25 protein-coding genes and 1 tRNA gene are annotated in these 20,573 nt (G+C 35.7%); 12 read left to right on the plus strand and 14 right to left on the minus strand.

Going from position 1 to position 20,573, the window contains the following annotated elements; translation table 11 throughout:
- Positions 1-25: 25 nt before the first annotated feature.
- Positions 26-337, plus strand: a complete 312-nt coding sequence (locus tag PGOND44_RS06250) for a carboxypeptidase-like regulatory domain-containing protein (protein WP_003438545.1) — start codon at positions 26-28, stop codon at positions 335-337.
- Here the strand turns inward: PGOND44_RS06250 and PGOND44_RS06255 are convergent.
- The 5 genes from PGOND44_RS06255 to PGOND44_RS06275 all read right to left on the minus strand — a co-directional run bounded on the left by PGOND44_RS06255 (position 303) and on the right by PGOND44_RS06275 (position 4,411).
- The gene (locus PGOND44_RS06255) at positions 303-830 is read right to left on the minus strand and encodes an outer membrane beta-barrel protein (RefSeq protein ID WP_003438547.1); all 528 of its coding nucleotides are present in this window, start codon (positions 828-830) and stop codon (positions 303-305) included. The two genes, PGOND44_RS06250 and PGOND44_RS06255, sit on opposite strands and share 35 nt — an antisense overlap.
- 37 nt (positions 831-867) lie before the next feature.
- Positions 868-1,920 (minus strand): thioredoxin-like domain-containing protein, encoded by a 1,053-nt coding sequence (locus PGOND44_RS06260; protein WP_051044074.1) that lies wholly within the window; start codon positions 1,918-1,920, stop codon positions 868-870.
- Positions 1,921-1,994: 74 nt separating this feature from the next.
- Complete coding sequence (locus tag PGOND44_RS06265; RefSeq protein WP_003438550.1) at positions 1,995-3,338, minus strand: MBL fold metallo-hydrolase; 1,344 nt, start codon at positions 3,336-3,338, stop codon at positions 1,995-1,997.
- 15 nt (positions 3,339-3,353) lie between these two features.
- Positions 3,354-3,623, minus strand: coding sequence for a heavy-metal-associated domain-containing protein (locus PGOND44_RS06270; protein WP_003438551.1), 270 nt, complete (start codon positions 3,621-3,623; stop codon positions 3,354-3,356).
- Positions 3,624-3,775: 152 nt separating this feature from the next.
- Entirely contained in the window at positions 3,776-4,411 is a 636-nt protein-coding gene (locus PGOND44_RS06275; RefSeq protein WP_003438553.1) for a Crp/Fnr family transcriptional regulator, read from the minus strand.
- A 48-nt stretch (positions 4,412-4,459) separates the two neighbouring features.
- On the opposite strand from PGOND44_RS06275, the gene PGOND44_RS06280 reads away from it, so the two are divergent.
- On the plus strand, positions 4,460-5,023 hold the full coding sequence (locus PGOND44_RS06280) for a pseudouridine synthase (protein WP_003438575.1): 564 nt from the start codon (positions 4,460-4,462) through the stop codon (positions 5,021-5,023).
- A gap of 1 nt (position 5,024) precedes the next feature.
- Here PGOND44_RS06280 and PGOND44_RS06285 read toward each other — a convergent pair whose 3' ends face one another.
- The 3 genes from PGOND44_RS06285 to deoC are packed head-to-tail and all read right to left on the minus strand — an operon-like array spanning position 5,025 to position 7,232.
- Positions 5,025-5,870 carry a DUF1853 family protein gene (locus tag PGOND44_RS06285; protein ID WP_003438576.1) on the minus strand — a complete coding sequence of 282 codons (846 nt, stop codon included), beginning with the start codon at positions 5,868-5,870 and terminating at the stop codon, positions 5,025-5,027.
- A complete protein-coding gene (gene deoD / locus PGOND44_RS06290; RefSeq protein ID WP_003438577.1) occupies positions 5,863-6,561 on the minus strand; it encodes a purine-nucleoside phosphorylase in 699 nt (232 codons plus the stop codon). Before deoD ends, PGOND44_RS06285 begins: the two co-directional genes overlap by 8 nt.
- 11 nt (positions 6,562-6,572) lie before the next feature.
- On the minus strand, positions 6,573-7,232 hold the full coding sequence (gene deoC / locus PGOND44_RS06295) for a deoxyribose-phosphate aldolase (protein ID WP_003438578.1): 660 nt from the start codon (positions 7,230-7,232) through the stop codon (positions 6,573-6,575).
- Positions 7,233-7,370: 138 nt separating this feature from the next.
- Here deoC and rpsF point away from each other — a divergent pair, with 138 nt between their 5' ends.
- The 7 genes from rpsF to PGOND44_RS06330 all read left to right on the plus strand — a co-directional run bounded on the left by rpsF (position 7,371) and on the right by PGOND44_RS06330 (position 13,953).
- On the plus strand, positions 7,371-7,709 hold the full coding sequence (rpsF, locus tag PGOND44_RS06300; RefSeq protein ID WP_003438579.1) for a 30S ribosomal protein S6: 339 nt from the start codon (positions 7,371-7,373) through the stop codon (positions 7,707-7,709).
- Between the two features lie 2 nt (positions 7,710-7,711).
- Entirely contained in the window at positions 7,712-8,008 is a 297-nt protein-coding gene (rpsR, locus tag PGOND44_RS06305) for a 30S ribosomal protein S18 (protein WP_003438584.1), read from the plus strand.
- Between the two features lie 12 nt (positions 8,009-8,020).
- Positions 8,021-8,470, plus strand: a complete 450-nt coding sequence (rplI, locus tag PGOND44_RS06310) for a 50S ribosomal protein L9 (protein WP_003438587.1) — start codon at positions 8,021-8,023, stop codon at positions 8,468-8,470.
- 94 nt (positions 8,471-8,564) lie between these two features.
- Entirely contained in the window at positions 8,565-11,723 is a 3,159-nt protein-coding gene (locus PGOND44_RS06315) for a TonB-dependent receptor (RefSeq protein ID WP_003438591.1), read from the plus strand.
- A 65-nt stretch (positions 11,724-11,788) separates the two neighbouring features.
- Positions 11,789-12,262 carry a DUF6495 family protein gene (locus tag PGOND44_RS06320; RefSeq protein WP_003438594.1) on the plus strand — a complete coding sequence of 158 codons (474 nt, stop codon included), beginning with the start codon at positions 11,789-11,791 and terminating at the stop codon, positions 12,260-12,262.
- 38 nt (positions 12,263-12,300) lie between these two features.
- Positions 12,301-13,677, plus strand: a complete 1,377-nt coding sequence (gene hisS / locus PGOND44_RS06325; protein WP_003438597.1) for a histidine--tRNA ligase — start codon at positions 12,301-12,303, stop codon at positions 13,675-13,677.
- A gap of 69 nt (positions 13,678-13,746) precedes the next feature.
- A complete protein-coding gene (locus tag PGOND44_RS06330) occupies positions 13,747-13,953 on the plus strand; it encodes a hypothetical protein (RefSeq protein ID WP_003438600.1) in 207 nt (68 codons plus the stop codon).
- A gap of 258 nt (positions 13,954-14,211) precedes the next feature.
- Here PGOND44_RS06330 and PGOND44_RS06335 read toward each other — a convergent pair.
- Positions 14,212-14,285 (minus strand) — tRNA-Met (locus PGOND44_RS06335).
- Positions 14,286-14,412: 127 nt separating this feature from the next.
- Between PGOND44_RS06335 and PGOND44_RS06340 the strand changes: the two genes are divergently transcribed.
- Positions 14,413-14,805, plus strand: coding sequence for an START-like domain-containing protein (locus PGOND44_RS06340; RefSeq protein WP_003438603.1), 393 nt, complete (start codon positions 14,413-14,415; stop codon positions 14,803-14,805).
- Between the two features lie 13 nt (positions 14,806-14,818).
- Entirely contained in the window at positions 14,819-15,673 is an 855-nt protein-coding gene (locus tag PGOND44_RS06345) for an aminotransferase class IV (RefSeq protein ID WP_003438606.1), read from the plus strand.
- On the opposite strand, the gene PGOND44_RS06350 is transcribed toward PGOND44_RS06345, so the two are convergent.
- The 5 genes from PGOND44_RS06350 to PGOND44_RS06370 form a co-directional block, all read right to left on the minus strand.
- Positions 15,670-16,233 carry a YqgE/AlgH family protein gene (locus tag PGOND44_RS06350; protein ID WP_003438609.1) on the minus strand — a complete coding sequence of 188 codons (564 nt, stop codon included), beginning with the start codon at positions 16,231-16,233 and terminating at the stop codon, positions 15,670-15,672. The genes PGOND44_RS06345 and PGOND44_RS06350 overlap by 4 nt on opposite strands.
- Before the next feature lie 112 nt (positions 16,234-16,345).
- A complete protein-coding gene (locus PGOND44_RS06355; protein ID WP_003438613.1) occupies positions 16,346-16,618 on the minus strand; it encodes an HU family DNA-binding protein in 273 nt (90 codons plus the stop codon).
- Positions 16,619-16,783: 165 nt separating this feature from the next.
- Positions 16,784-17,737 (minus strand): methionyl-tRNA formyltransferase, encoded by a 954-nt coding sequence (fmt, locus tag PGOND44_RS06360; RefSeq protein ID WP_223810185.1) that lies wholly within the window; start codon positions 17,735-17,737, stop codon positions 16,784-16,786.
- The gene (locus PGOND44_RS06365) at positions 17,734-19,647 is read right to left on the minus strand and encodes a RecQ family ATP-dependent DNA helicase (RefSeq protein ID WP_003438618.1); all 1,914 of its coding nucleotides are present in this window, start codon (positions 19,645-19,647) and stop codon (positions 17,734-17,736) included. Before PGOND44_RS06365 ends, fmt begins: the two co-directional genes overlap by 4 nt.
- A complete protein-coding gene (locus tag PGOND44_RS06370; RefSeq protein WP_003438620.1) occupies positions 19,644-20,192 on the minus strand; it encodes an AAA family ATPase in 549 nt (182 codons plus the stop codon). Before PGOND44_RS06370 ends, PGOND44_RS06365 begins: the two co-directional genes overlap by 4 nt.
- A 67-nt stretch (positions 20,193-20,259) precedes the next feature.
- On the opposite strand from PGOND44_RS06370, the gene PGOND44_RS06375 reads away from it, so the two are divergent.
- Positions 20,260-20,556 carry a DUF493 family protein gene (locus PGOND44_RS06375; RefSeq protein WP_003438622.1) on the plus strand — a complete coding sequence of 99 codons (297 nt, stop codon included), beginning with the start codon at positions 20,260-20,262 and terminating at the stop codon, positions 20,554-20,556.
- The last annotated feature ends 17 nt before the right edge of the window (positions 20,557-20,573 follow it).

Raw genomic sequence — 20,573 nt, forward strand, 5'->3', positions numbered from 1 at the left:
ATATAAAAATTATTACAATAATACTATGAAAAAAATTGTTTTTGTTCTTCTGTCCTTTGCATTTTTATCTTGTGGAAGCGATAGTCAACTCGTCGATGGTAAAGTCACAACTGAAACTGATGAACCTTTGGAAAATGTCTTGGTACAGGTTATGGGGACCGATCTAAATTCCAAAACGAGTTCCAATGGCTCCTTTAGGATAAATACCAAAAACAGGGGAGACGAGCTTATTTTTACGCACCCCAATTATGAAATGCTCAGATTAAAAATAGACGAAAATCAAGAGACTATTCAAGCTAAACTTATAAAAAAGAATATCCCAGAGCCAGAGAAATAAATCTGTTTTTTCCTGATGCACCTTCGAAGCCAACGGCATCTGAAAATCCAAAATTATATCTGGCATCTACTCGAAGTCCAGAACCTAAGCTCAAACCCAATCCAACGGCCCCAGAAATGCCTACTTTTTCGGATTCTAAGAAATCTGAATCATTCAAAAGATAGCTAAATTGAGGACCAAACTGTAAATTAAAAATTCTTAGGAAGTGCAATTTGGCGAGAACAGGAACCAAGACGTAATCGGTTTCGATATCTTTTTGATTAAGACGACCACCTTGTTGAGAAAAAAGAACTTCTGCCTGAAGTCCTAGGGTGTTGAAACGGGCCCCAACAAAAATACCTCCTGTAAAGCCTAACCTACCGTCAGAATCTAAATTTGATAATGATGCATAATTAATACCTCCTTTGATTCCCAAATCTAAACTTTGGGCGCTAACCTGAGTTGAACAAAAGAAAACAAATACTAGGATCACACTTTTTATAGCATTTTTCATAATTAAAAGTTTTTATAACAACGTTTTTGAACTTAGTTTAGTTTAACAAAACAGATAAAATTGTATCCAACTCATCTGTACTTAAATTGATTTCAATAATTCTACCTTTCTTATCGACAAGATAATACTGTGGGAGATGAATAATCCCCATATCAGATGCCATTTTACCAGTAAAGCCTTTTTCAATCCTATAGGACTCCCAAGGTGTAGAGTCTTCCATAACCGCAGAGACCCAATCCTCTTGATTGGTATCTAAAGATATACTTATAATTTCAAAGTTCTTAAAATTATATTTTTTGTAGATTTCCTTTAAGGTATTGTTTTGAAGTCTACATTTCTCGCACCAACTGTTCCAAAATTGAATGAGGGTATACTGAGATAAATGGGATTTGAATTCAACTGCTTTAGAGTCTATGGATATTAATTCATAGTTAGGAATCTCACTTCCTATTTGAAATGCTTTTCGTTTGTCTTGGTAATTTTCTAAAATAGCGACATCATTTGGGTTCAGCTCATCAACATCCAAGTTAGAGTATAACATTCTGATGTCATTAAATAGTAAATTTTGTTCCATTGCTATTTGTGAAAGTACTTTTCCTAAATAATCATGATTTGGATACTTTTTAATCAAGCTGTCCATTTTAGAGTATAGAGCATCTCTGTTTTTCTTGGATTTAGAAAAAGATTTGAAGTAGGTTTCTATCTCTTTTTTTAGAGTTGGAGTTTGACCTCCGCTCACTTGCTTAGTTTCGAAGAGTTTGAAATTTTGGCCGTCTATGGTTTCTTCATCAATAAGAATATCGAAAAGAAGCGTATCGTTTTCCAAATAAAAAACATCTGAGGTAGAGATCGAATCGAATTCAAATTGAAAGGCTTTAGGAGAGGATACTTCCCCTTCAAACTGGAAGCTGTTATTAATCACCTCAGCACTGTCTAGAGCTCCATCAAAACGGATATAGATGTAGTCTTCAAAATCCCCATTGATGCTACCTTGAACTAAATACGTTTGTTTGTTGTTGGTTTTTTCTAAAGGTTGCATACAGCCAATTAAAGCTAAAACAAGACCGAGGTAAACTATACTTTTATTCATATTTACAAAAATACTATAAAAAAAAGGTTGGTGAGAATTCACCAACCTTTAAAATAAATGAATTATAAATCTATTTAGTCAAAATCGTTAATGCGTTCACTTAAGTCGAAGATTTTAGCTTTAGGCAAGATAGATTCTATAATACTACTTCCCGCAGCACTTCTATATCCTCCAGCACAGTGGACCATAATAGGCTTGTCTGTTGGAATAGTTTTGGCTGAAGCTCTCAATTCGTTAAGAGGAAAATTCTTAGCGGAATCAAATTTTTGAGATTCGTTGAATTCGCTTACATTCCGAATATCTATAATAGTATAGTGATCTGGATGTTGTTTAAAATCCGTGTAATCTAAATCATTAGAAGATTCAAAATTTACTTGGCCAAGCGTTAAGACCGCTTTTATTTGAGATTCATACCCTATTTTAGCAATTCTAGACAGAATTTCATCGTAATCTGAAATAGAGTCTAATACTAAATAGAACTCTTCGTTAGGTTGGACTATAGATCCAATCCAAGTTTCAATTTTATCATTCTCAGACCTAGCCATGATATTGAAGCTTTTTGGCAAATGGTTGGCTTTATAAACGGCTTGGGGACGAGTATCTATGATTGGTGCATCTGCATCAAAAGATTCCACGTTCAGGTGAACAGGAATATCAGAAATAGACTTCCTAAATGCTGCAGCTCCAGTTTTGTTGATATCTACATTATGCCCAAAGTAAGAGGGAATAAATGGTTGTCCATCCAAGATTTCACCAACAAATTCTTCTTCAGTTTGCTCTTGGAAAGCCCAGTTACCTATACGTTCGTTACCTAATGTACTGGTGGTGTCTGTACTCATGTTTTTACCGCATAAACTTCCAGCTCCATGAGCAGGATAGACCCATACATTATCGGATAGGTGATTGTATTTGGTAGTCATTGTTTTATACATTGCCTGCGCCAACTCTTTTCGCTTAGCAGTCATATTTCCTGCTTTTTCTCTTAGGTCTGGTCGGCCTACATCCCCAATAAAGAGAGTGTCTCCAGTAAAAATAGCTTCTTTGGTAGTCGCTTTATCTACTGCATGAATGGTTATGCCATCTGGAGAATGTCCAGGGGTGTGGATACATTTAAAAGTAATATCATTCATTTTAAGTTCTTCACCTTCATCAAAACTTTGGTGCGGATAATCTGCACCCACCAATTTACTCACGTAAATTGTAGCGCCAGTTTCTTGATGTATTTGCAGGTGACTACTCACAAAATCAGCATGAGGATGCGTCTCAAAGACAGCAACTATTTTTGCTTTTTGCTCTTCTGCATAGTCATAATAAGGTTGTGGGTCTCTAGCGGGATCTACGAGTGCCATTTTTCCATCGCTCACAATAGCGTAAGATAAATGCGATAAGGGTTTGTCGTTATATTGTTTAATTGTCATAACTGTTTTTTTTAATTATTGATTTAATTTTCCAGTAGCACAACTTATAAAAGATTTAGCTTTATTGAAATAGGTATTAGAGTTTCCAATTATAGGATATCCTAAAACCCTAAGCTTCTCTTCGACTAGGCTTACCGTAGATGGATTGTTGTAATCATAAGAAACTCTTTCGTTTTCAACATCTACTTCTAGTTGAGAAACATCTTCTAAAGTTTCTAAATTCTTTGTAATGGTATGGGCACAGCCACCGCATTTCAAATTCTGTATTAAAACTGTAGTTGTCATAATTTTATCTAATTGTTTAATTTTTATCTGTTAACAAATTCAATATCAAACATTTCTATTTTGAATATATTGAATAGTGTTTTAAAAGACACATTAAATTTTAAACAAATAAACGGCATTTAATCAAAAAAGACAGTAACAAAAGTTACTCACTATCCAATGTTTAATATTTTAATAGAATTCCTATTAAGTTTGATTTTGTTGATCTTTTCTAGTTGTTTCAAAAGTCTTGAAATAACAACGCGACTTGTATGTAGGTCGTAGGCAATATCTTGATGAGTTATTTTAATCTCGGAATCAACATAGTGTTTGGACTTGTTTCTAAGATAGTCTATCAAACGCTCATCCATTCTTTTAAAGGCTATATTATCTATAGTTTCAAGAACTTCCATTAAGCGTTCGTGGTAGCTATTAAAAATAAAGTTTCTCCAAGATTTGTATTTTCCCAACCATTCTTCCATCTTTTCAATAGGAATCATTAATAAGTCTGAATCGGTTTCTGCTACAGCTTTTATTTCACTAATGGCAGAACCCGTACAGCAAGAGAGAGTCATAGCACAGGTTTCTCCTTTTTCTAAAAAATATAGCATAAGTTCAAAACCATCATCGTCTTCACGCATCACTTTTATAACACCGTCTAGTAATAAGGGCATAGCCTTCATGTACTGTCCAGGGCGAATCAATTCTCCTCCAGCTTCAATAGATTTAATTACCCCAACCTCATTGATTTCTTGAATCAACTCCTCTTCAAAAATATGCCCGTAGTTACTTTTTATTTGATCTATCATACTTCTTAATGTAATTTTGCTTAAATATAATTATTGAAATTTTTATTAATGGCTTGTTATAAAATTTTTAAACCTTACGGCATGTTAAGTCAATTTGTCTATAACCAAAAGCGACGCAAAAATAAGAGATTATTAGGTGAGCTTAGCGATTTTCCTGAAGGAATAATGTCGGTGGGTCGATTGGACCAAGACTCTGAAGGTTTATTGTTCTTAACAACAGATGGTAAATTTAGCCATCATATTACCTCCTCCGGCGTTGAGAAGGAATATTGGGTGCAAGTGGATGGTATTGCAAGGGAAGAGGATGTTGAAAAATTGTCTCAAGGCTTAGAGATTAGTATTTATGGTAAGCCCTACCAGACACTAGCTTGTCAAGTTGAACTGATGGATCCACCTCAAGATTTACCAAAACGTGCCAAAGATATTAGAAATGAAAACGATCATGGAGTAACCTCTTGGTTGTCTATTACGCTTACTGAAGGTAAATTTAGACAAGTAAGAAAAATGACTGCCAAAGTAGGCCTTCCAACTCTACGACTAATTCGCTATCGAATAGGGGAGCAGACCATCGAACAAATGCAAGCTGAAGACGTGATCGAAATGCATCTATAATTTACCACCAGACCACAAAACATTTAAATGTGTTTTCACTCTCGTCTTTTCTGAACAGCATGGGAGACTGGTTTTGTTCTAACAAGTGTTGAAGCTGCATTAAGATTTTGGAATAAGAATGCCAATGGGTATGTTGAGTTTCATCTACAAACCAATTGATTTTTTTAGGAATATAAAATTTATGATCTTTCCAGGGCTTGTCTAAAAACTCCTTCAAGGTATAATAGTATCCTGAGATGCAATTGAGATTGGTCTTATGGAACCTTATATGACCATTTTCGGGTAAAAATAAGATCGCTTTAAAGCATAGTCTTTGCTGAATTTTCCACGGGTCCAGATCAAGCTCATTTAAAGTGGCTTCAGCATCTGGATGGTACAATAAAGGAAACTGCTTAGCTTTTAATTTTTCTACCTTATCGATAAATCGATCGCGCCTATTAGGGCCTATCCAGCAAAAATCTGGATCTTCGTGAAGGCCATCATCAAACAAATAAATTTTGTTCACTAATTCTACATGAATAACTTTATCAGTGTCATTATCAAAACAGATGAAATCGAACTCACCAAGAGTTGTTTTGTCTTTTATGATTTGAAGACTGTAAGCAATCTCCCTATAGCGTCTAGACTGTTTCAGATATAATTGAAAAAACACTTCAGCGCGCTTTCCCAAAAAGCTGAAGGTTCTAGCCAGTTCAAAAGGAAAAACTTCTAAAGGTGTAATTTTTGGACTTAGAGTGGATTGCATTGCAAGGATCTTTGTCTCTGGAAGTTGATTTACCATCATTCCAGTTTTCAAAAATCCTTGGTATTGCTTTAAAATTTGTAGGTCGGAATCTTTACTATCCAAGCTCCAGGGCTATTTTTATCATATTACTAAATGTAGATTCTCGTTCTTGTGCTGTAGTTTGTTCTCCAGTAATCAAAGAATCAGAGATGGTTAAAATAGCTAGAGCATTAACGTTGTGCTTTGCGGCTATAGAGTATAACCCAGCTGCTTCCATCTCCACACAAAGGACGTTGTAGGCAGCCCATTTTTCATGATCCAAAGGATCGTCTGTATAGAAAAAGTCTGAGGACAGGACATTTCCTGCTTTAAATGAGATCTTTTGATCCCTAGCAGTCTTTATCGCTTTATCAAATAAATCAAAACTAGCGGTTGGGGCAAAATCTCCACCATTAAATCGATTTCTGTTTAAAGAAGACGAACTAGACGCCGACATAGCAAAAATAACATCGCGCATTTTGATGTTCTGTTTTATTGCCCCTGCACTTCCTACACGTATGAGGTTTTTCACTCCAAATTCTGTGATTAATTCATGGGCATAAATACTAATAGACGGAATACCCATACCAGTCCCTTGTACAGACATTTTACGACCCTTGTAAGTTCCTGTATATCCTAGCATTCCTCTAACTTTGTTATAACAAACAGCATTATCTAGATAAGTTTCTGCAATCCATTTTGCCCTTAAAGGGTCACCAGGGAGAAGAATAGTTTCTGCGATCTCTCCTTTTTTGGCATTTATATGTACACTCATTTTTATAATTTTTAGTAATTAGTGGATGAAGACGTTCCCTCTACAATAGCAATTCCTGAAGAAGCTCCAATTCTTGTTACACCTAAATTGATGTATTCTTGAGCGGTCTTAGAGTCCTTGATGCCTCCAGAGGCTTTAATCTGAACTCGATTTGAGATGTTTTCCTTCATGATTTGGACAGCCTTTAGCGTAGCTCCATGACTGCCAAATCCAGTAGAAGTCTTCACAAAGTCGGCGCCAGCTCGTTCAGCGATCCGGCAAGCCTCGGCAATTTCTTCATCTGTAAGGTTGCAGATTTCTAAGATCACTTTTAAGGTATGAGATCCTATACCATCTTTGACAGCTCGTATATCGTTTTCAACATATTGAAATTCTTTACTTTTTAATTGTCCTTGATGAAGCACCATATCAATTTCTGAGGCACCTTCTTTTATAGCTTGTTTGGCTTCCTCAACTTTAGACCTTGTAGAGGTCGCACCAAGTGGGAATCCTACTACGGTGCAGACTTTAACGTCGGATGTTTCTAAGATTTTTGCGGCGGCACTTACATAACTTGGGTTGATGCATACCGTTGCAAACTTATAAGCAAGGGCTTCTTCACATAACTTATGAATTTGTACTAAAGTAGCTTCAGCATTTAATAAGGTATGATCTATATAGGTGTTTATCATAAATGGAAAATTTGAGTAAAGATAAGGGAATGAATTTATTTAAATAAACTGAAGTGCCTCATAATATAACTTTAAACCAGGTTTGCAGTATTCAAAATATAGTGTACTTTTGCAGGCATTAAAATAAAATGTAAAATTATGAATCATTATGAAACTGTTTTCATCTTGAATCCCGTTTTATCTGAAGACCAGATAAAGGAAACAGTGAAGAAATACGAAGATTTTCTTGTTTCTGAAGGTGCCAAGATGGTGAACAAAGAAGATTGGGGGCTAAAAAAATTAGCGTACCCAATTCAACACAAAAAGAGTGGATTTTACCACATGTTTGAGTACGAAGTGGCAGGTCCTACTATCGAGCCTTTAGAAGTTATGTTTAGAAGAGATGAGCGTATGATGCGTTATCTTACTGTTAAGCTAGACAAACATGCTATCGATTGGGCTAAAGAACGAGTTAAACGAATTAAAACCGGCGCGTAATTATGGCAACAATTGAAGAACAATCAAAAGGAAAAAACGACGGTGAGATCAGGTATCTTACCCCGTTAGATATTGAAACAAAAAGCAAAACGCGTTTTTGTCGTTTTAAAAGAGCTGGTATTAAGTATGTAGATTACAAAAATGCCGACTTCTTGATGGAATTTGTAAACGAACAAGGTAAAATTTTACCAAGACGTTTAACAGGTACATCTTTAAAATACCAAAGAAAGGTTTCTCAAGCTATCAAACGTTCACGTCATTTAGCTTTGATGCCATATGTAGGTGATTTATTAAAATAAAAAGGCAGAAAAATGGAAATTATACTAAAAAAAGACGTTGACAATGTTGGTTTTACGGACGATCTTGTATCCGTGAAAAATGGATATGGACGTAACTTCTTAATTCCTCAAGGTCTTGCTGTTTTGGCAACTCCTTCTGCGAAAAAAGTGTTGGCAGAAAACCTAAAGCAACGTGCTTATAAAGAGAAAAAAGTTATCGATGAGGCTAAAACTCGTGCTGAAAAAGCAAAAGAGATCGACCTTAAGATCACTTCAAAAACTGGAACTGGAGATAAATTGTTTGGTAGTATTACTACTGCAGACCTTAAAGATCACCTAGCGAAACATGAAGTAGATATCGATAAAAAATTCATTACTATTCTAGGTGGGAACATCAAACGTTTAGGTCAATATGACGCTAAGCTAAGATTCCACAGAGATGTTATATTAGATTTTTCATTCGAAGTAATCTCTGAAAGCTAATGTTTTAACTAAGATTTTCTTAAAAAAAAGCTGACTCCCAAACGAGTCAGCTTTTTTATTATACCTATGAATCAAATTTCAAACACAATCCATTATGAAAAAAAATTACTTTTTAATTATCTTATTTTTAATCAGTTTTGTGAGCATGGCTCAAGTTACGACTTCTACTATGTCTGGTTTAGTAAAAGACGATTCTGGCCTTACGCTTCCTGGAGCAAACATCCTTGCTACTCATGTCCCCACAGGATCTGTATACGGTTCAATGACCAACATCGATGGAAGATTTAGAATCAATAACATGAGAATAGGTGGGCCTTATACAGTGGCTATTTCTTATGTTGGCTTTGAAACCGAGACCTTAGAAAATATCAACCTAGATCTTGGCGAAACTTTCAATATTGAAGTGACCTTACTTATTTCTTCTAATGCCTTAGATGAAGTTACCATTACCGTATCAGACAATCCTACGTTCTCAAGTCAAAGAACTGGAGCGGCAACTCAAGTAACGAGTAGAGATTTAAAACGCTTGCCCACCATTTCCAGATCAGCTCAAGATTTTACAAGGCTTGAGCCCACAGCAAGTGGAAATTCTTTTGGAGGTAGAAATGATCAATTCAACAACTTTACGTTAGATGGAGCTGTTTTCAATAATCCTTTTGGATTGGATTCACCAACTCCTGGTGGACAAACAGGGGCGCAGCCTGTGTCCTTAGATGCTATTGAGCAAATAAAGATAACTACAGCACCTTATGATGTTACACTTTCTGGTTTTACAGGAGCTTCTGTGAACGCAGTGACTAAAAGTGGTGACAACACCTTTAAAGGAACTGTATATTCTTTCTTTAGAAATGAAGATTTAACCGGTGGTAAAATTGAAGGTCAGGACGTTCCCAAAGCAGATCTAGAGCAACTACAATACGGTGTGAGTATTGGAGGGCCAATTGTTGAAAATAAATTATTTTTCTTTGTCAATTTCGAAAAAGATGATCGTACAGATCTAGGATCTCCATTTTCACCAAATAGAGGTACAGGAGCTATTAATGAGTCTAGAGTATTAGCTTCAGATATGATTGCGGTTTCTCAAGCTTTGTCAGATTTAGGCTACGATACAGGACGTTTTGAAGACTTTAATTTCAATTCAGAATCGACCAAGGGAATTATTAAATTGGATTGGAATATCAATCAAAATCACAAAGCAGCTTTTATCTATAATTTCTTGAAAGCTTCAAAAGATACTCCAGCTAACAGAACAGCTTTAGGCTTTAGAGGTCCTAGTCCTTCGGTTATTCAATTTGAGAATTCAGCCTATGAAATCAACAACAACCTCGATTCTTTTCAATTTGAACTGAATTCAACGTTTGGGAATGTTTCTAACAAATTTCAAGCTGGTTACACTTATTTTGATGATTTTAGAAATCCATTTTCGACTCCAGCACCTCCTATTACCATACAAGATGGGAACGGATCCAATTACATCATTGCTGGACACGAACCTTTTTCTATCAATAACGAATTGCAACAGAAAGTTTTTCAAGTGACCAATAATGTCAATATTTTTGTTGGGGACCATTCGATAACTATTGGTGGGGCTTTTGAACGATTTGAATTTGATAACTCCTTTAATTTAGGGGGATATGATAATTTCGGTAATCCTAATGGATATTTTGGAACTTTTAATGCTTATCCTTCTGTCAATGCATTTCTAGCAGATGCAAGTGCAGGTGCCCAAAGTGCAATTGCTCAAAATCTAGCTTTTGCTCAATCTACTTTCGATTCTAGAAATGACAATGGTGTTGGAAACGACGGAGGTTGGAGACTCTCTGAAACCAATGTAGGTCAGCTGTCTTTTTATGCTCAGGATGAATGGAGTATGACCGACAATTTCAAGCTAACCTTCGGTTTGCGTTTAGACAAACCCTTATATTTTGATACCGATGAGAAGATTCAAAAATATATAGATATCGATAATGGCGCTACAGTGGATCCAACAACGGTCTATTTTGATCCTGAAACCAATGCAGAAACGACTTTAAATTCAACTCAATTACCTACAGATCAATTTTTAATATCTCCTAGAATGGGTTTCAACTGGGATGTTAGAAATGATAAAACCCTTCAAATCCGTGGAGGAACCGGAGTGTTTACTGGTAGATTACCTTTTGTTTGGATCGGTAATCAGGTAAGTGGAGCCGATCAAGGATTTTTCCAAATCGTAGATCCAGACTTTAAGTTTCCGCAAGTTTGGAGAACCAATATTGGACTAGATTATAAATTTGAAAATGGACTTATTGCAAGTTCAGATATTTCTTATACGGAAGACCTTAATGCTGCACATGTTCAAAACTGGGGACTCAAAGAGCCAACAGGAACTTTGGAAGGCGTAGATAGCAGAGCTATTTATAGGGCAGCAGATAAGGGCGAAAACGATGCGTATGTCTTTACAAATTCCAATAAAGGACGCATTTTTAATGCAGTAGGAACTTTGAAAAAGTTTTTTGATAATGGACTCTATATTAGCACATCTTATAGCTATTTGAATGCTAAAGATGTAAACTCTATAGAAGCTGAAATTACAGGAGATGCTTTTACCTTTAACCCAACAGTAGGAAACGCCAATAATGATGCGTTAGGCTTTTCCAAATATGGAGATACACATAGGTTTATAGCTGTTATTTCCAAAAATTGGGAATACGGGAAGATTAATCAATGGGAAACAACAGTGTCTAGTTTTATAGAATATGCTCAAGGTGGACGTTATAACTTTACCTACGGAGGAGATATCAATAATGATGGGTCAGATAGAAATGATTTGCTATATATCCCTACCGTTCAGGAGTTGGATCAAATGACCTTTTCTGGTCCTGGACAAGCTGAGGCTTTTAATACTTTTATTGAAAATAACGATTATATGAGTGATAATCGAGGAAGTTATTTTGGACGTTATGGTGCTAAAGCCCCATGGAGAAGTACAGTGGATATTAAAATACTTCAAGATTATAACTTTAAAGTTAACGATACTAAAATCAACACAATCCAGATAAGTCTTGATATTTTGAATTTTGGAAATTTATTGAATTCAGATTGGGGTATAGTTCAAGAACCATTTAATCAACAGCCTGTAGGGGTGGCAGTGGATTCTGTGACCAACGAACCCGTGTATACTTACAATGCGAATAGAGTAGATACCTTTGTCGTTAACACAAGTTTACTCTCTAGATGGAGAATGCAAGTTGGATTGCGCTATATTTTTTAAAATAAAATAATGAACAAAGAGAAGATCGGTAGACCAACTACCGATCTTTTTTTATTTTTGCAACTATGAAATACGAAAGACTTACACAGGAACAGCTAAAGGAAATGCACCAAGAATTTATAAATTTCTTGGCAAGCCAATCTATCACCAATGAAGAATGGGAGGAGATCAAAACCAACAAACCGCAGGTGGCAGAAGATGAACTGGATGTATTTAGCGATTTGGTCTGGGAAGGGGTGTTGAACAACGTTAACTACCTAGAGCATTTCTCACCGCAGCAGTTGTTTCTTTTTGAATTTACAGATCAGCATATAGATCTTATAGGTATTAAAATTGAAAACGAAGCGGTCGATATTAATACTAAACAAGGATTCCAATGGCTTAGGGATAGCTTGCTGAATGAGGATGTACATATTTACACCTCTAGAAAGGCTTTAAGTGAGGACAGAAATAAGGACATTTTTGCGCTGATTAAACAAGGAGCACACATTACCAAAGGCAAACTTTATCAATATTTTAGTGGTATGGTTGAAAAGTAACTATATTTTAGCTTTTTTATAATTTTTTAGCACAACACATGGCAAGCAAGGCGTCAATACCAAAAGGGACACGTGATTTTTCTCCAGTTGAAGTGAGCAGGAGACACTATATTATCTCTACAATTGAAAAACATTTCAAAACCTTTGGTTTTCAACCTATAGAAACTCCAACTTTCGAGAATTCTGAAACCTTGATGGGGAAATATGGCGATGAAGGCGACCGCCTCATCTTTAAGATATTGAATTCTGGAGACTTTTTAAGAAAAGTAAACTCAGATGTTTATAATTCTCAAGATAGCCTGAAACTATCGACTCAAATTTCAGAAAAAGCTTTAAAATATGACCTTACTGTTCCCTTTGCAAGGTATGTGGTACAACACCAAAACGAAATCGACTTTCCGTTTAAACGTTATCAAATTCAAAATGTTTACAGAGCAGATCGACCACAGAAAGGTAGATTCAGAGAGTTTTTACAATGCGATGCCGATGTAATTGGGAGTGATAGTTTATGGCAAGAAGTGGAATTTATTCAGCTATATGATGCTGTATTTTCAAGTTTAGGTTTAGAAGGGGTAACTATAAAAATGAATAACAGAAAAATCCTTTCTGGACTAGCTGAAGTTATAGAAGAAAGTGACAAATTGATAGATTTTACGGTAGCTTTAGACAAGTTAGATAAAATAGGCGAGGAGGGCGTAAAAAAAGAAATGCTTGAAAAAGGAATTTCTGAAAACGCTCTCAAAAACATTCAGCCTATTTTCAGCCTTGAAGGTAATTTTTCGACAAATATTAAACTTTTAAAATCCTTACTTTCTGATTCTGAAGTAGGGCAAAGAGGAATCCAAGAGCTTGAATTTATAGAAAAGGCTCTACAGTCCTTGCCTCTTAAGACTGCTCAGTTGGACTTGGATGTGACTCTAGCTCGCGGACTCAATTACTACACGGGGGCTATTTTTGAAATTTCTGCTCCAGAAGAAGTCAAAATGGGGTCGATAGGTGGCGGCGGAAGATACGACGACCTTACCGGTATTTTTGGACTGAAGAACATGAGTGGAGTAGGTGTTTCATTTGGACTAGATAGGATTTATCTTGTCTTAGAAGAATTGGATTTATTTCCCAAAGCTATAGAAGAAACGACAAAAGTCTTATTTATAAACTTTGGGGAAGAAGAGGCTTTATATGCCTTGAAGGCTGTTAACGCTTTAAGAGCTGCTTCTGTAGCCGCTGAATTATATCCCGACGCTGATAAAATGAAAAAACAAATGACTTATGCTGATAAACGGAATATTCCTTTTGTGGTCTTAGCTGGAGGTACTGAAATGCAATCTGAAGTTTATAATGTAAAATACATGAAGTCTGGAGAACAGGAATCCTTTAACCTAGAAGAATTAATAAAAAAGCTATCAAATTATTAAGGATTTTAACTTTTAACGCTTTCTTACATAGTGTAAATGTGAATTTATCATTACATTTAATAAAAAACTATGGGAACGAGAAATAAATATAAAGGCATTAGGCCTTGGGAAAATGCAGGCAAAGCTGAACATGAAGTGCATTTAGCCGATATGCACGGGGATGGTGTTCATTTTGATAGAGAACTTTTAGCAAAAGAAAAGCTTAAAAAACAACAAGATAAAGAAGTAGAAGCCCAAGACAAGCGTAAGAAGTCAGCGACCAAAAGAGCTAAATAATTACAACTGTAGTTATGACTTAAAGTCTAGATGAGTTTATTTTCTTTTAGTTCTAAATGTAAATCAATAGCATAAATACTGGGTTTAAATATTTGAAACGCTTAAATATTCGTTTCGGACAAATCTTACAATTTGTTTATATTAAGCTTTGTACTTAGCTAAAGACATTGGTGCTAAGGTTATATAATGCTTTCTTAAGTTTTAAAAAACAAAAACTTGTGTATAAAAAAACCTCACTAGTTGTGAGGTTTTAAAATGTAGCGTGGACGAGAGTTGAACTCGTGACCTCCGGGTTATGAATCCGACGCTCTAACCAACTGAGCTACCACGCCATTTAAGGTTTGCAAAGATAATATTATCTTTTGCTTTCACAAATTTGATTGTATAATAATTTCAAATAAAGTTTTTATACTTCACGCAATTATCCATATATTGCTTTTTAAAATAAAATTCTTTGCAATGAGTGATAAAGTAAAATACGAGATGGAATTTCCTATACAGGTTTCCCCATCTTTGCTATACCAATATATTTCTACCCCTTCTGGATTAAGCGAGTGGTTTGCAGATAATGTGAACTCAAGAGGCGAGTTATTTACATTTATGTGGGAAGGGAGCGAAGAGGAAGCAAAACTCCTCTCAAAAAAAGCAGACGATCGAATCAAGTTAAGATGGACTGAAGATGAAGAAGAGGGCTTAAATTATTTCTTTGAAATGAAAATTCAAGTGGATGAAATCACTAAAGATGTGTCTTTGATGATCACAGATTTTGCTGAAGAAGGTGAAGAAGATGAGGGCAAGATGCTTTGGAGTAACATGGTATCTGATTTAAAACAAATTCTAGGATCTTCTTAAAGTCAAACTTGGTATGAAAGTAAGTTTTAATGGTAATCTTTTACCATCTGATGAAGCAACACTAAATCTTAATAATAGAGGTTATAATTACGGCGATAGTCTCTTTGAGACCATGCGAGTCATTAATTCTAAAATTATGTTTTGGGAAACCCATTACTTTAGATTAATGTCGTCCATGAGAATTTTAAGAATGTCCATTCCTATGGACTTTTCTCCAGAATTTCTTGAAGAAAAGATCATAGAGCTAGTTAAAGCTAATGATCTAGAGTCTTCAGCTGTTCGCGTTAAAATTAATATCCATAGAGAAGCAGGGGGTTATTATACACCCGAGAGAAACTCTATTGGTTATTTTATAAGTGTAAAACCCTTAGATGGTGCTTTTTTTACAATTAGTGATGATCCTTATGAAGTGGAGTTATACAAAGACCATTATGTGCTTTCTGGCATGCTTTCAACGATTAAGTCTAACAATAAATTAGTGAATATTTTAGCAGGAATCTATGCTAAGGAAAATGGCTTTGATAATTGTTTCTTAATTAATCAAAATAAATCAGTACTTGAAATGACCAATGGTAATGTGTTCATTATTAAGGGGAAGGAAATAAAAACGCCGCCATTATCTGATGGATGTTTGAATGGAATTATCAGAAAACAACTCATAGAAATACTCAATAAATCTGAAGACTTCACTTTAAAAGAGGAGACTGTTTCCCCTTTCGAACTTCAAAAGGCTGATGAAATATTCTTTACCAATGCCATACAAGGCATTCAACCGATTACTAAATATAGAAAGAAATCGTATACCAATACTGTAGCTAGAAACTTGGTTGGAAAGCTGAATGCTAAAGCAAGGTTGGTAGATATTTAATTGTAGTTTGGGTTTTCAGGCGCATTGGACCAAATAAGATAGTCTCCGCCAAGTTTTTTCATTTTCTCTTGCCAGAATTGACCATCTTTCAACGAGTTGAGAATGTCTTTCGCTTTAGTTTCGGAGTCTATGACCCAAGTATTCAAATCGATTTCAGTTTCTAATTGAGACGGATCCCATCCAGAATAGCCTAAGAAAAATTTAATGTTAGCCGAAGTGATTTGTTTAGAATTGATCAATTCCACAATAGTTTCAAAAGAGCCTCCCCAATAAATGCCTTCTTTAATTTCCACACTTTCTAAAATGAGGTGTGGAACATTATGAATAAAGTATAGATTTTCCTGTTCAACAGGTCCTCCATTGAAAATTTTAAAATTTTCTTCTATTTCAGGAATTAATTCTTCAAGGTCAAAATCTAAGGGTTTATTGAGAATAAAACCTACTGCACCTTCAGTATCGAGGTGGGCGAGGAGTATGACTGAGCGATTGAAGGTTAAATCGCCAATCGTAGAAGGTTCTGATACTAAAACATCCCCTCGGTGGGGTTGAAGTTTTTCCATGGTGAACGTATAAGAATTAACAATTTAACTAAAAGTATAAAAAATTATCAATAAAAAAAGACCTTTTGGAAGAAAGGTCTTTAATTTCTAAAAAAAATGTAAATTCTTTAGCTTAGTTGACTGCTTTTTGCAAGTCAGATCCAGCTTTGAATTTTACTACATTTTTAGCAGCAATTTTGATAGTTTTTCCAGTCTGTGGGTTTCTACCTTCACGAGCAGCTCTTTTAGATACCGACCAAGATCCAAATCCAACTAAAGATACACGATCTCCTTTCTTAAGAGCACCTTCTACGTTTTCTAGAAAAGACTCTAATGCTTTTTTAGCTTCTGCTTTTGTAACACCAGCATCTTCTGCCATGGCATCAATTAAATTCGTTTTGTTCATAATGTAAAATTTAGATTTTGTTGATTAAACATTTTATTAACACATTACAAATTTATATGGAAAATATTACTGTGCAAGAGTTTGCGCATAAAATCCTTGCCGAATAGGCGAAAAACAGGCTTTTTTCTTCTATTTCTATAAAATATTCCAAGGTTGAGATGCATTTTAACAAAATCGGTAATCGCTTTTCCATGCCATTCCGTTGAGCAAGGCCTTCACTTTCATCCTCTTTTTTCCTGGAAATTGGAGTTCTTCGAGGTGTACATATCCATTTTTTACAGCAACATCAATTGTTTTTATTTCAGTATTCGAATGTGTTGACCCAATTTCCCTTTGGTGGTCCGATACCTTATAGCTAGCCTTATAAACTTTAATCTTTTTTAGTTCATCGTCTATAATGAGTTCAGTCCAAGCGACTGGAAAGGGGGATAAGCCTCTTATAAAGTCAACAATAGCCTTCCCAGATTGGTCCCAATCTATTTTTGTATTTTCTTTCGTTAGTTTGGGCGCTGCTTTTAATTTGGAAGTATTCTCTTGTGGCTTAGGCTCTACCTTAGCTTGTTCAATCGCCTTGACGGTTTCTAGAACCACATCGGCTCCAAGAGTCATCAATTTGTCGTGCAAGGTCTCTACATTGTCTTCTTCAGCTATAAGAATAGATTTAGAGTCAATGATTTTCCCAGTATCGATTTCTTCATCGATAAAAAAAGTAGTGACTCCCGTCTTTTTTTCTCCATTAATAATCGCCCAATTGATTGGAGCAGCACCACGATATTGAGGAAGTAAGGAGGCATGAAGATTAAAAGTGCCATAGTCAGGGAAATTCCAGACCGCTTTTGGGAGCATTCTAAAAGCCACCACTATAATCAAGTTGGGATTTAGGCGTTTCAAATCATCCTGGAAATCTTCAGATTTCAAATTTGTAGGCTGTAAGACTTCCAAATCGTGATTGAGGGCATGCGTCTTCACCGCAGAAGATTTCATCTGCTTACCACGTCCTGCAGGCTTATCTGCCGCAGTGACCACTCCAACGATATCAAAATTGGACGTTTGTAAACGATCTAAAATGCCGACAGCAAATTCTGGCGTTCCCATAAATAGTATTCGTAAGGTTCTCATAGGTTAAAACTATAGGTATTATTAGATTCTAATCTTATTTTACCGCTTTCCAGAAGTTGTTGTAATGACTCTAGTAGCGCTTCTTTAGGATATTTGCTCTTCAGAGAAAGTTCTTTTGAACTTAAGTTGGACTGCTTTAATTCTTCCAAGATAAAACGATTTAAGTCTTGATATTTGGAAGCTGATTTTGGATTTCTTTTGGCTTGAGCTGCTAAACAAACAGAGCATTTTCCGCAAGGCTTGGACTCTTTTTCGCCAAAATACTTCAAAATAAAACTTTGTAAACACAACCTCTTCTCCTCGATGTACAGCAAAACCATTTCTGCTTTTTGAAGCTTATTAGTTTGATAATGATTTACATACTTCTTTAAAGGATTCAAAGTGTATTTGTCCTCACGTGGGAGAATAAAGGTAATGCTCAAATCTTGCTTAATAAATTCTGCCGATAGGATGCCATGTTTTTCTAAAGCTTCTAGTTGGGCAAAAACCTCTTTGTCATTATATCCTGTTTTCTTTTTGATGAGTTGCGTGTTTAAAGTCAACTCATTGTCAAACACTCCTCCATAGGTTCGCAAAATAGTCCTAATTAATAAAGCAAATTGCGAATGACTGTCGATAAAGTCTATCACAGCCTTACTGGATACTGAAAATTTTAGCTTTGCTTTTTTCTGAAATGATTTGTTTAAGCTGATGACACTTAGTCTATCTAAAAGATTCAGAGTATTGTAGGTTAATATCGTATGTAGTTTATAATGAGAGCAGAACTCGTAAAAATTGAAATCAAAAACTTCGTTCTCTCCCTCGCCGTAAGCTATTCTGAAGTTGCTCATTAAAGCTTTATACACCTTTTGCACTGCTTCAAAACTAGGGATGGTTTTGATAAACTGATTTTTGAGCCTCTGTTTGTCGCTTTCGTTGAACAAGACGATAGCTTTGGCAGGCTTTCCATCACGACCTGCTCTTCCTGCTTCTTGATAATAACTTTCTAAACTTTCTGGCAGATGGTAATGAATTACTTGTCTTACATTGGCTTTGTCGATTCCCATTCCAAAAGCATTGGTTGCTATCATAATAGGAACGTCCTCTTTCAGCCAGTTCGCTAATTTTTTTTGCTTGTCTGTCTGTGAAATACCCCCATGAAAATAAGTGGAACGGAGTCCTTTCTTATTCAAAAACTCAGATAACTCGGTGCAGGCAGATCGATTTCTAACATAAACGATGCTGTTTTCTGTGGCGGTGTTAAGTTGTGAGTACAAGGCATTCATTTTATCTGCCGTAAAATCAGTAAGAAGAGCAATATTGGGTCGCCTAAAACTCTCTGAAATAACCGCAGGGTCTTCAAGTTCTAGTTCTGTGATAATATCTTGCTTAACTTGCTCTGTGGCGGTGGCAGTAAGAGCAATGATGGATATACCAGGCTGTAACTCCTTCAATAAATGAATTTCTCTGTAAGCAGGTCTAAAATCGTGACCCCATTGTGAAATACAATGAGCTTCATCGACGGCTATAAAATTAACATTCATTTTTCTGATGCGCTCCCTAACCAATTCCTGCCGAAGTCGCTCTGGAGAAAGGTAGAGGAATTTATAGTTGCCATAAATGCAATTATCCAGTCGCTGGTCTACCTCGACATAAGACATACCACTTTTGAGCAGTTGTGCTTTTATTCCTCTAGATTTTAAATTTTCTACTTGATCTTGCATTAAAGCGACTAAAGGTGATATCACAATACAAATGCCAGGCTCTACTAGGGCAGGTACTTGAAAACAAATAGACTTTCCTCCACCAGTAGGTAAAAACACACAGGTATCTTTTTGTCCCAAAATAGAATCTACCGCAAGTTCCTGTGAGGGTTTGAATTGTTCATACCCCCAATAGGTCTTAAGTATATCTAGAGGAATCGGTTTCATTTGGGTTTTATGCTGTTAAGAATAAAGTCCATGCGCTCATGGATTCTGGCTTTGGGTACTTCTATCAACGGATAGCCTAGGTCTCGATAAGTCTTCACTAGTGAATCTTGTAGACTTTCAGCAAGGTTTAAATCTTCAAAACGTTCATTATCTTGGGTGTAAATATCGTTCCAGATCGGAAATAGAAAGACATTATCATACACATAGGTTTTGTTTGCTTTTTGAAACTCCTTCGGATAATCCTCTTGAAAATGATCCATATAAGCCGTCACATCGGGGATGCCCCTATCCATAAAAACATGATGAGTGTCTAAAGTTTCAGCTTCTTCAAATTGCTTTATGCGTCCTTTTAAGAGCATTTCACTAAAGCGCAAAGGTTCGTTCAAAAACAAATGCTCTATCCCTAGCTGTCTTGCTTCCAAGGTAACTTCTCTGGATACTTCTGGGAAACAAAAATAACCTAAGTCGGACAGCGCTTCTATAACTGTAGATTTTCCAGTACTTGGGCCACCTATAAGTAAATTTTTGACGGACTTTATTTTCATTAGGGATTTATAAGGCTATGATTTATAAAAACGACGAATAACAGTATATTTGCATAAAAAAATTAAAATGACATCCGATAATTCTTCAGATGAATTTTATACAAAGTTGCGAAAAAGACTCAAGAAAACCAGCGATTGGCCTTCTCTGTACTTGTATAAATTCATCGTCCCTTCATCAGATCAAGCTAATTTGGATAAATTGATTTCCATTTTTGATAATCTTGGCGCTGTTATTTCAACCAAAAAATCTTCAAAGGGCAAATATACCAGCGTTTCTATAAATGTTACCCTAAAATCCCCAGATATTGTCATTGAAAAATATAAACAAGTCGGGGAGGAGATTGAGAATGTGATCTCTCTTTAAACAGAAACAAAATTAAA

Source organism: Psychroflexus gondwanensis ACAM 44, assembly GCF_000355905.1.
GTDB classification, from domain to species: Bacteria; Bacteroidota; Bacteroidia; order Flavobacteriales; family Flavobacteriaceae; genus Psychroflexus; species Psychroflexus gondwanensis.

Bases quoted from the DNA above. Each gene is read 5' to 3' on its own strand.
- PGOND44_RS06250 (WP_003438545.1), top strand. From the start codon at position 26: ATGAAAAAAATTGTTTTTGTTCTTCTGTCCTTTGCATTTTTATCTTGT.
- PGOND44_RS06255 (WP_003438547.1), bottom strand. From the start codon at position 830: ATGAAAAATGCTATAAAAAGTGTGATCCTAGTATTTGTTTTCTTTTGT.
- PGOND44_RS06260 (WP_051044074.1), bottom strand. From the start codon at position 1,920: ATGAATAAAAGTATAGTTTACCTCGGTCTTGTTTTAGCTTTAATTGGC.
- PGOND44_RS06265 (WP_003438550.1), bottom strand. From the start codon at position 3,338: ATGACAATTAAACAATATAACGACAAACCCTTATCGCATTTATCTTAC.
- PGOND44_RS06270 (WP_003438551.1), bottom strand. From the start codon at position 3,623: ATGACAACTACAGTTTTAATACAGAATTTGAAATGCGGTGGCTGTGCC.
- PGOND44_RS06275 (WP_003438553.1), bottom strand. From the start codon at position 4,411: ATGATAGATCAAATAAAAAGTAACTACGGGCATATTTTTGAAGAGGAG.
- PGOND44_RS06280 (WP_003438575.1), top strand. From the start codon at position 4,460: ATGGCTTGTTATAAAATTTTTAAACCTTACGGCATGTTAAGTCAATTT.
- deoD (WP_003438577.1), bottom strand. From the start codon at position 6,561: ATGAGTGTACATATAAATGCCAAAAAAGGAGAGATCGCAGAAACTATT.
- deoC (WP_003438578.1), bottom strand. From the start codon at position 7,232: ATGATAAACACCTATATAGATCATACCTTATTAAATGCTGAAGCTACT.
- rpsF (WP_003438579.1), top strand. From the start codon at position 7,371: ATGAATCATTATGAAACTGTTTTCATCTTGAATCCCGTTTTATCTGAA.
- rpsR (WP_003438584.1), top strand. From the start codon at position 7,712: ATGGCAACAATTGAAGAACAATCAAAAGGAAAAAACGACGGTGAGATC.
- rplI (WP_003438587.1), top strand. From the start codon at position 8,021: ATGGAAATTATACTAAAAAAAGACGTTGACAATGTTGGTTTTACGGAC.
- PGOND44_RS06315 (WP_003438591.1), top strand. From the start codon at position 8,565: ATGAAAAAAAATTACTTTTTAATTATCTTATTTTTAATCAGTTTTGTG.
- PGOND44_RS06320 (WP_003438594.1), top strand. From the start codon at position 11,789: ATGAAATACGAAAGACTTACACAGGAACAGCTAAAGGAAATGCACCAA.
- hisS (WP_003438597.1), top strand. From the start codon at position 12,301: ATGGCAAGCAAGGCGTCAATACCAAAAGGGACACGTGATTTTTCTCCA.
- PGOND44_RS06330 (WP_003438600.1), top strand. From the start codon at position 13,747: ATGGGAACGAGAAATAAATATAAAGGCATTAGGCCTTGGGAAAATGCA.
- PGOND44_RS06340 (WP_003438603.1), top strand. From the start codon at position 14,413: ATGAGTGATAAAGTAAAATACGAGATGGAATTTCCTATACAGGTTTCC.
- PGOND44_RS06345 (WP_003438606.1), top strand. From the start codon at position 14,819: ATGAAAGTAAGTTTTAATGGTAATCTTTTACCATCTGATGAAGCAACA.
- PGOND44_RS06350 (WP_003438609.1), bottom strand. From the start codon at position 16,233: ATGGAAAAACTTCAACCCCACCGAGGGGATGTTTTAGTATCAGAACCT.
- PGOND44_RS06355 (WP_003438613.1), bottom strand. From the start codon at position 16,618: ATGAACAAAACGAATTTAATTGATGCCATGGCAGAAGATGCTGGTGTT.
- fmt (WP_223810185.1), bottom strand. From the start codon at position 17,737: ATGAGAACCTTACGAATACTATTTATGGGAACGCCAGAATTTGCTGTC.
- PGOND44_RS06365 (WP_003438618.1), bottom strand. From the start codon at position 19,647: ATGAAACCGATTCCTCTAGATATACTTAAGACCTATTGGGGGTATGAA.
- PGOND44_RS06370 (WP_003438620.1), bottom strand. From the start codon at position 20,192: ATGAAAATAAAGTCCGTCAAAAATTTACTTATAGGTGGCCCAAGTACT.
- PGOND44_RS06375 (WP_003438622.1), top strand. From the start codon at position 20,260: ATGACATCCGATAATTCTTCAGATGAATTTTATACAAAGTTGCGAAAA.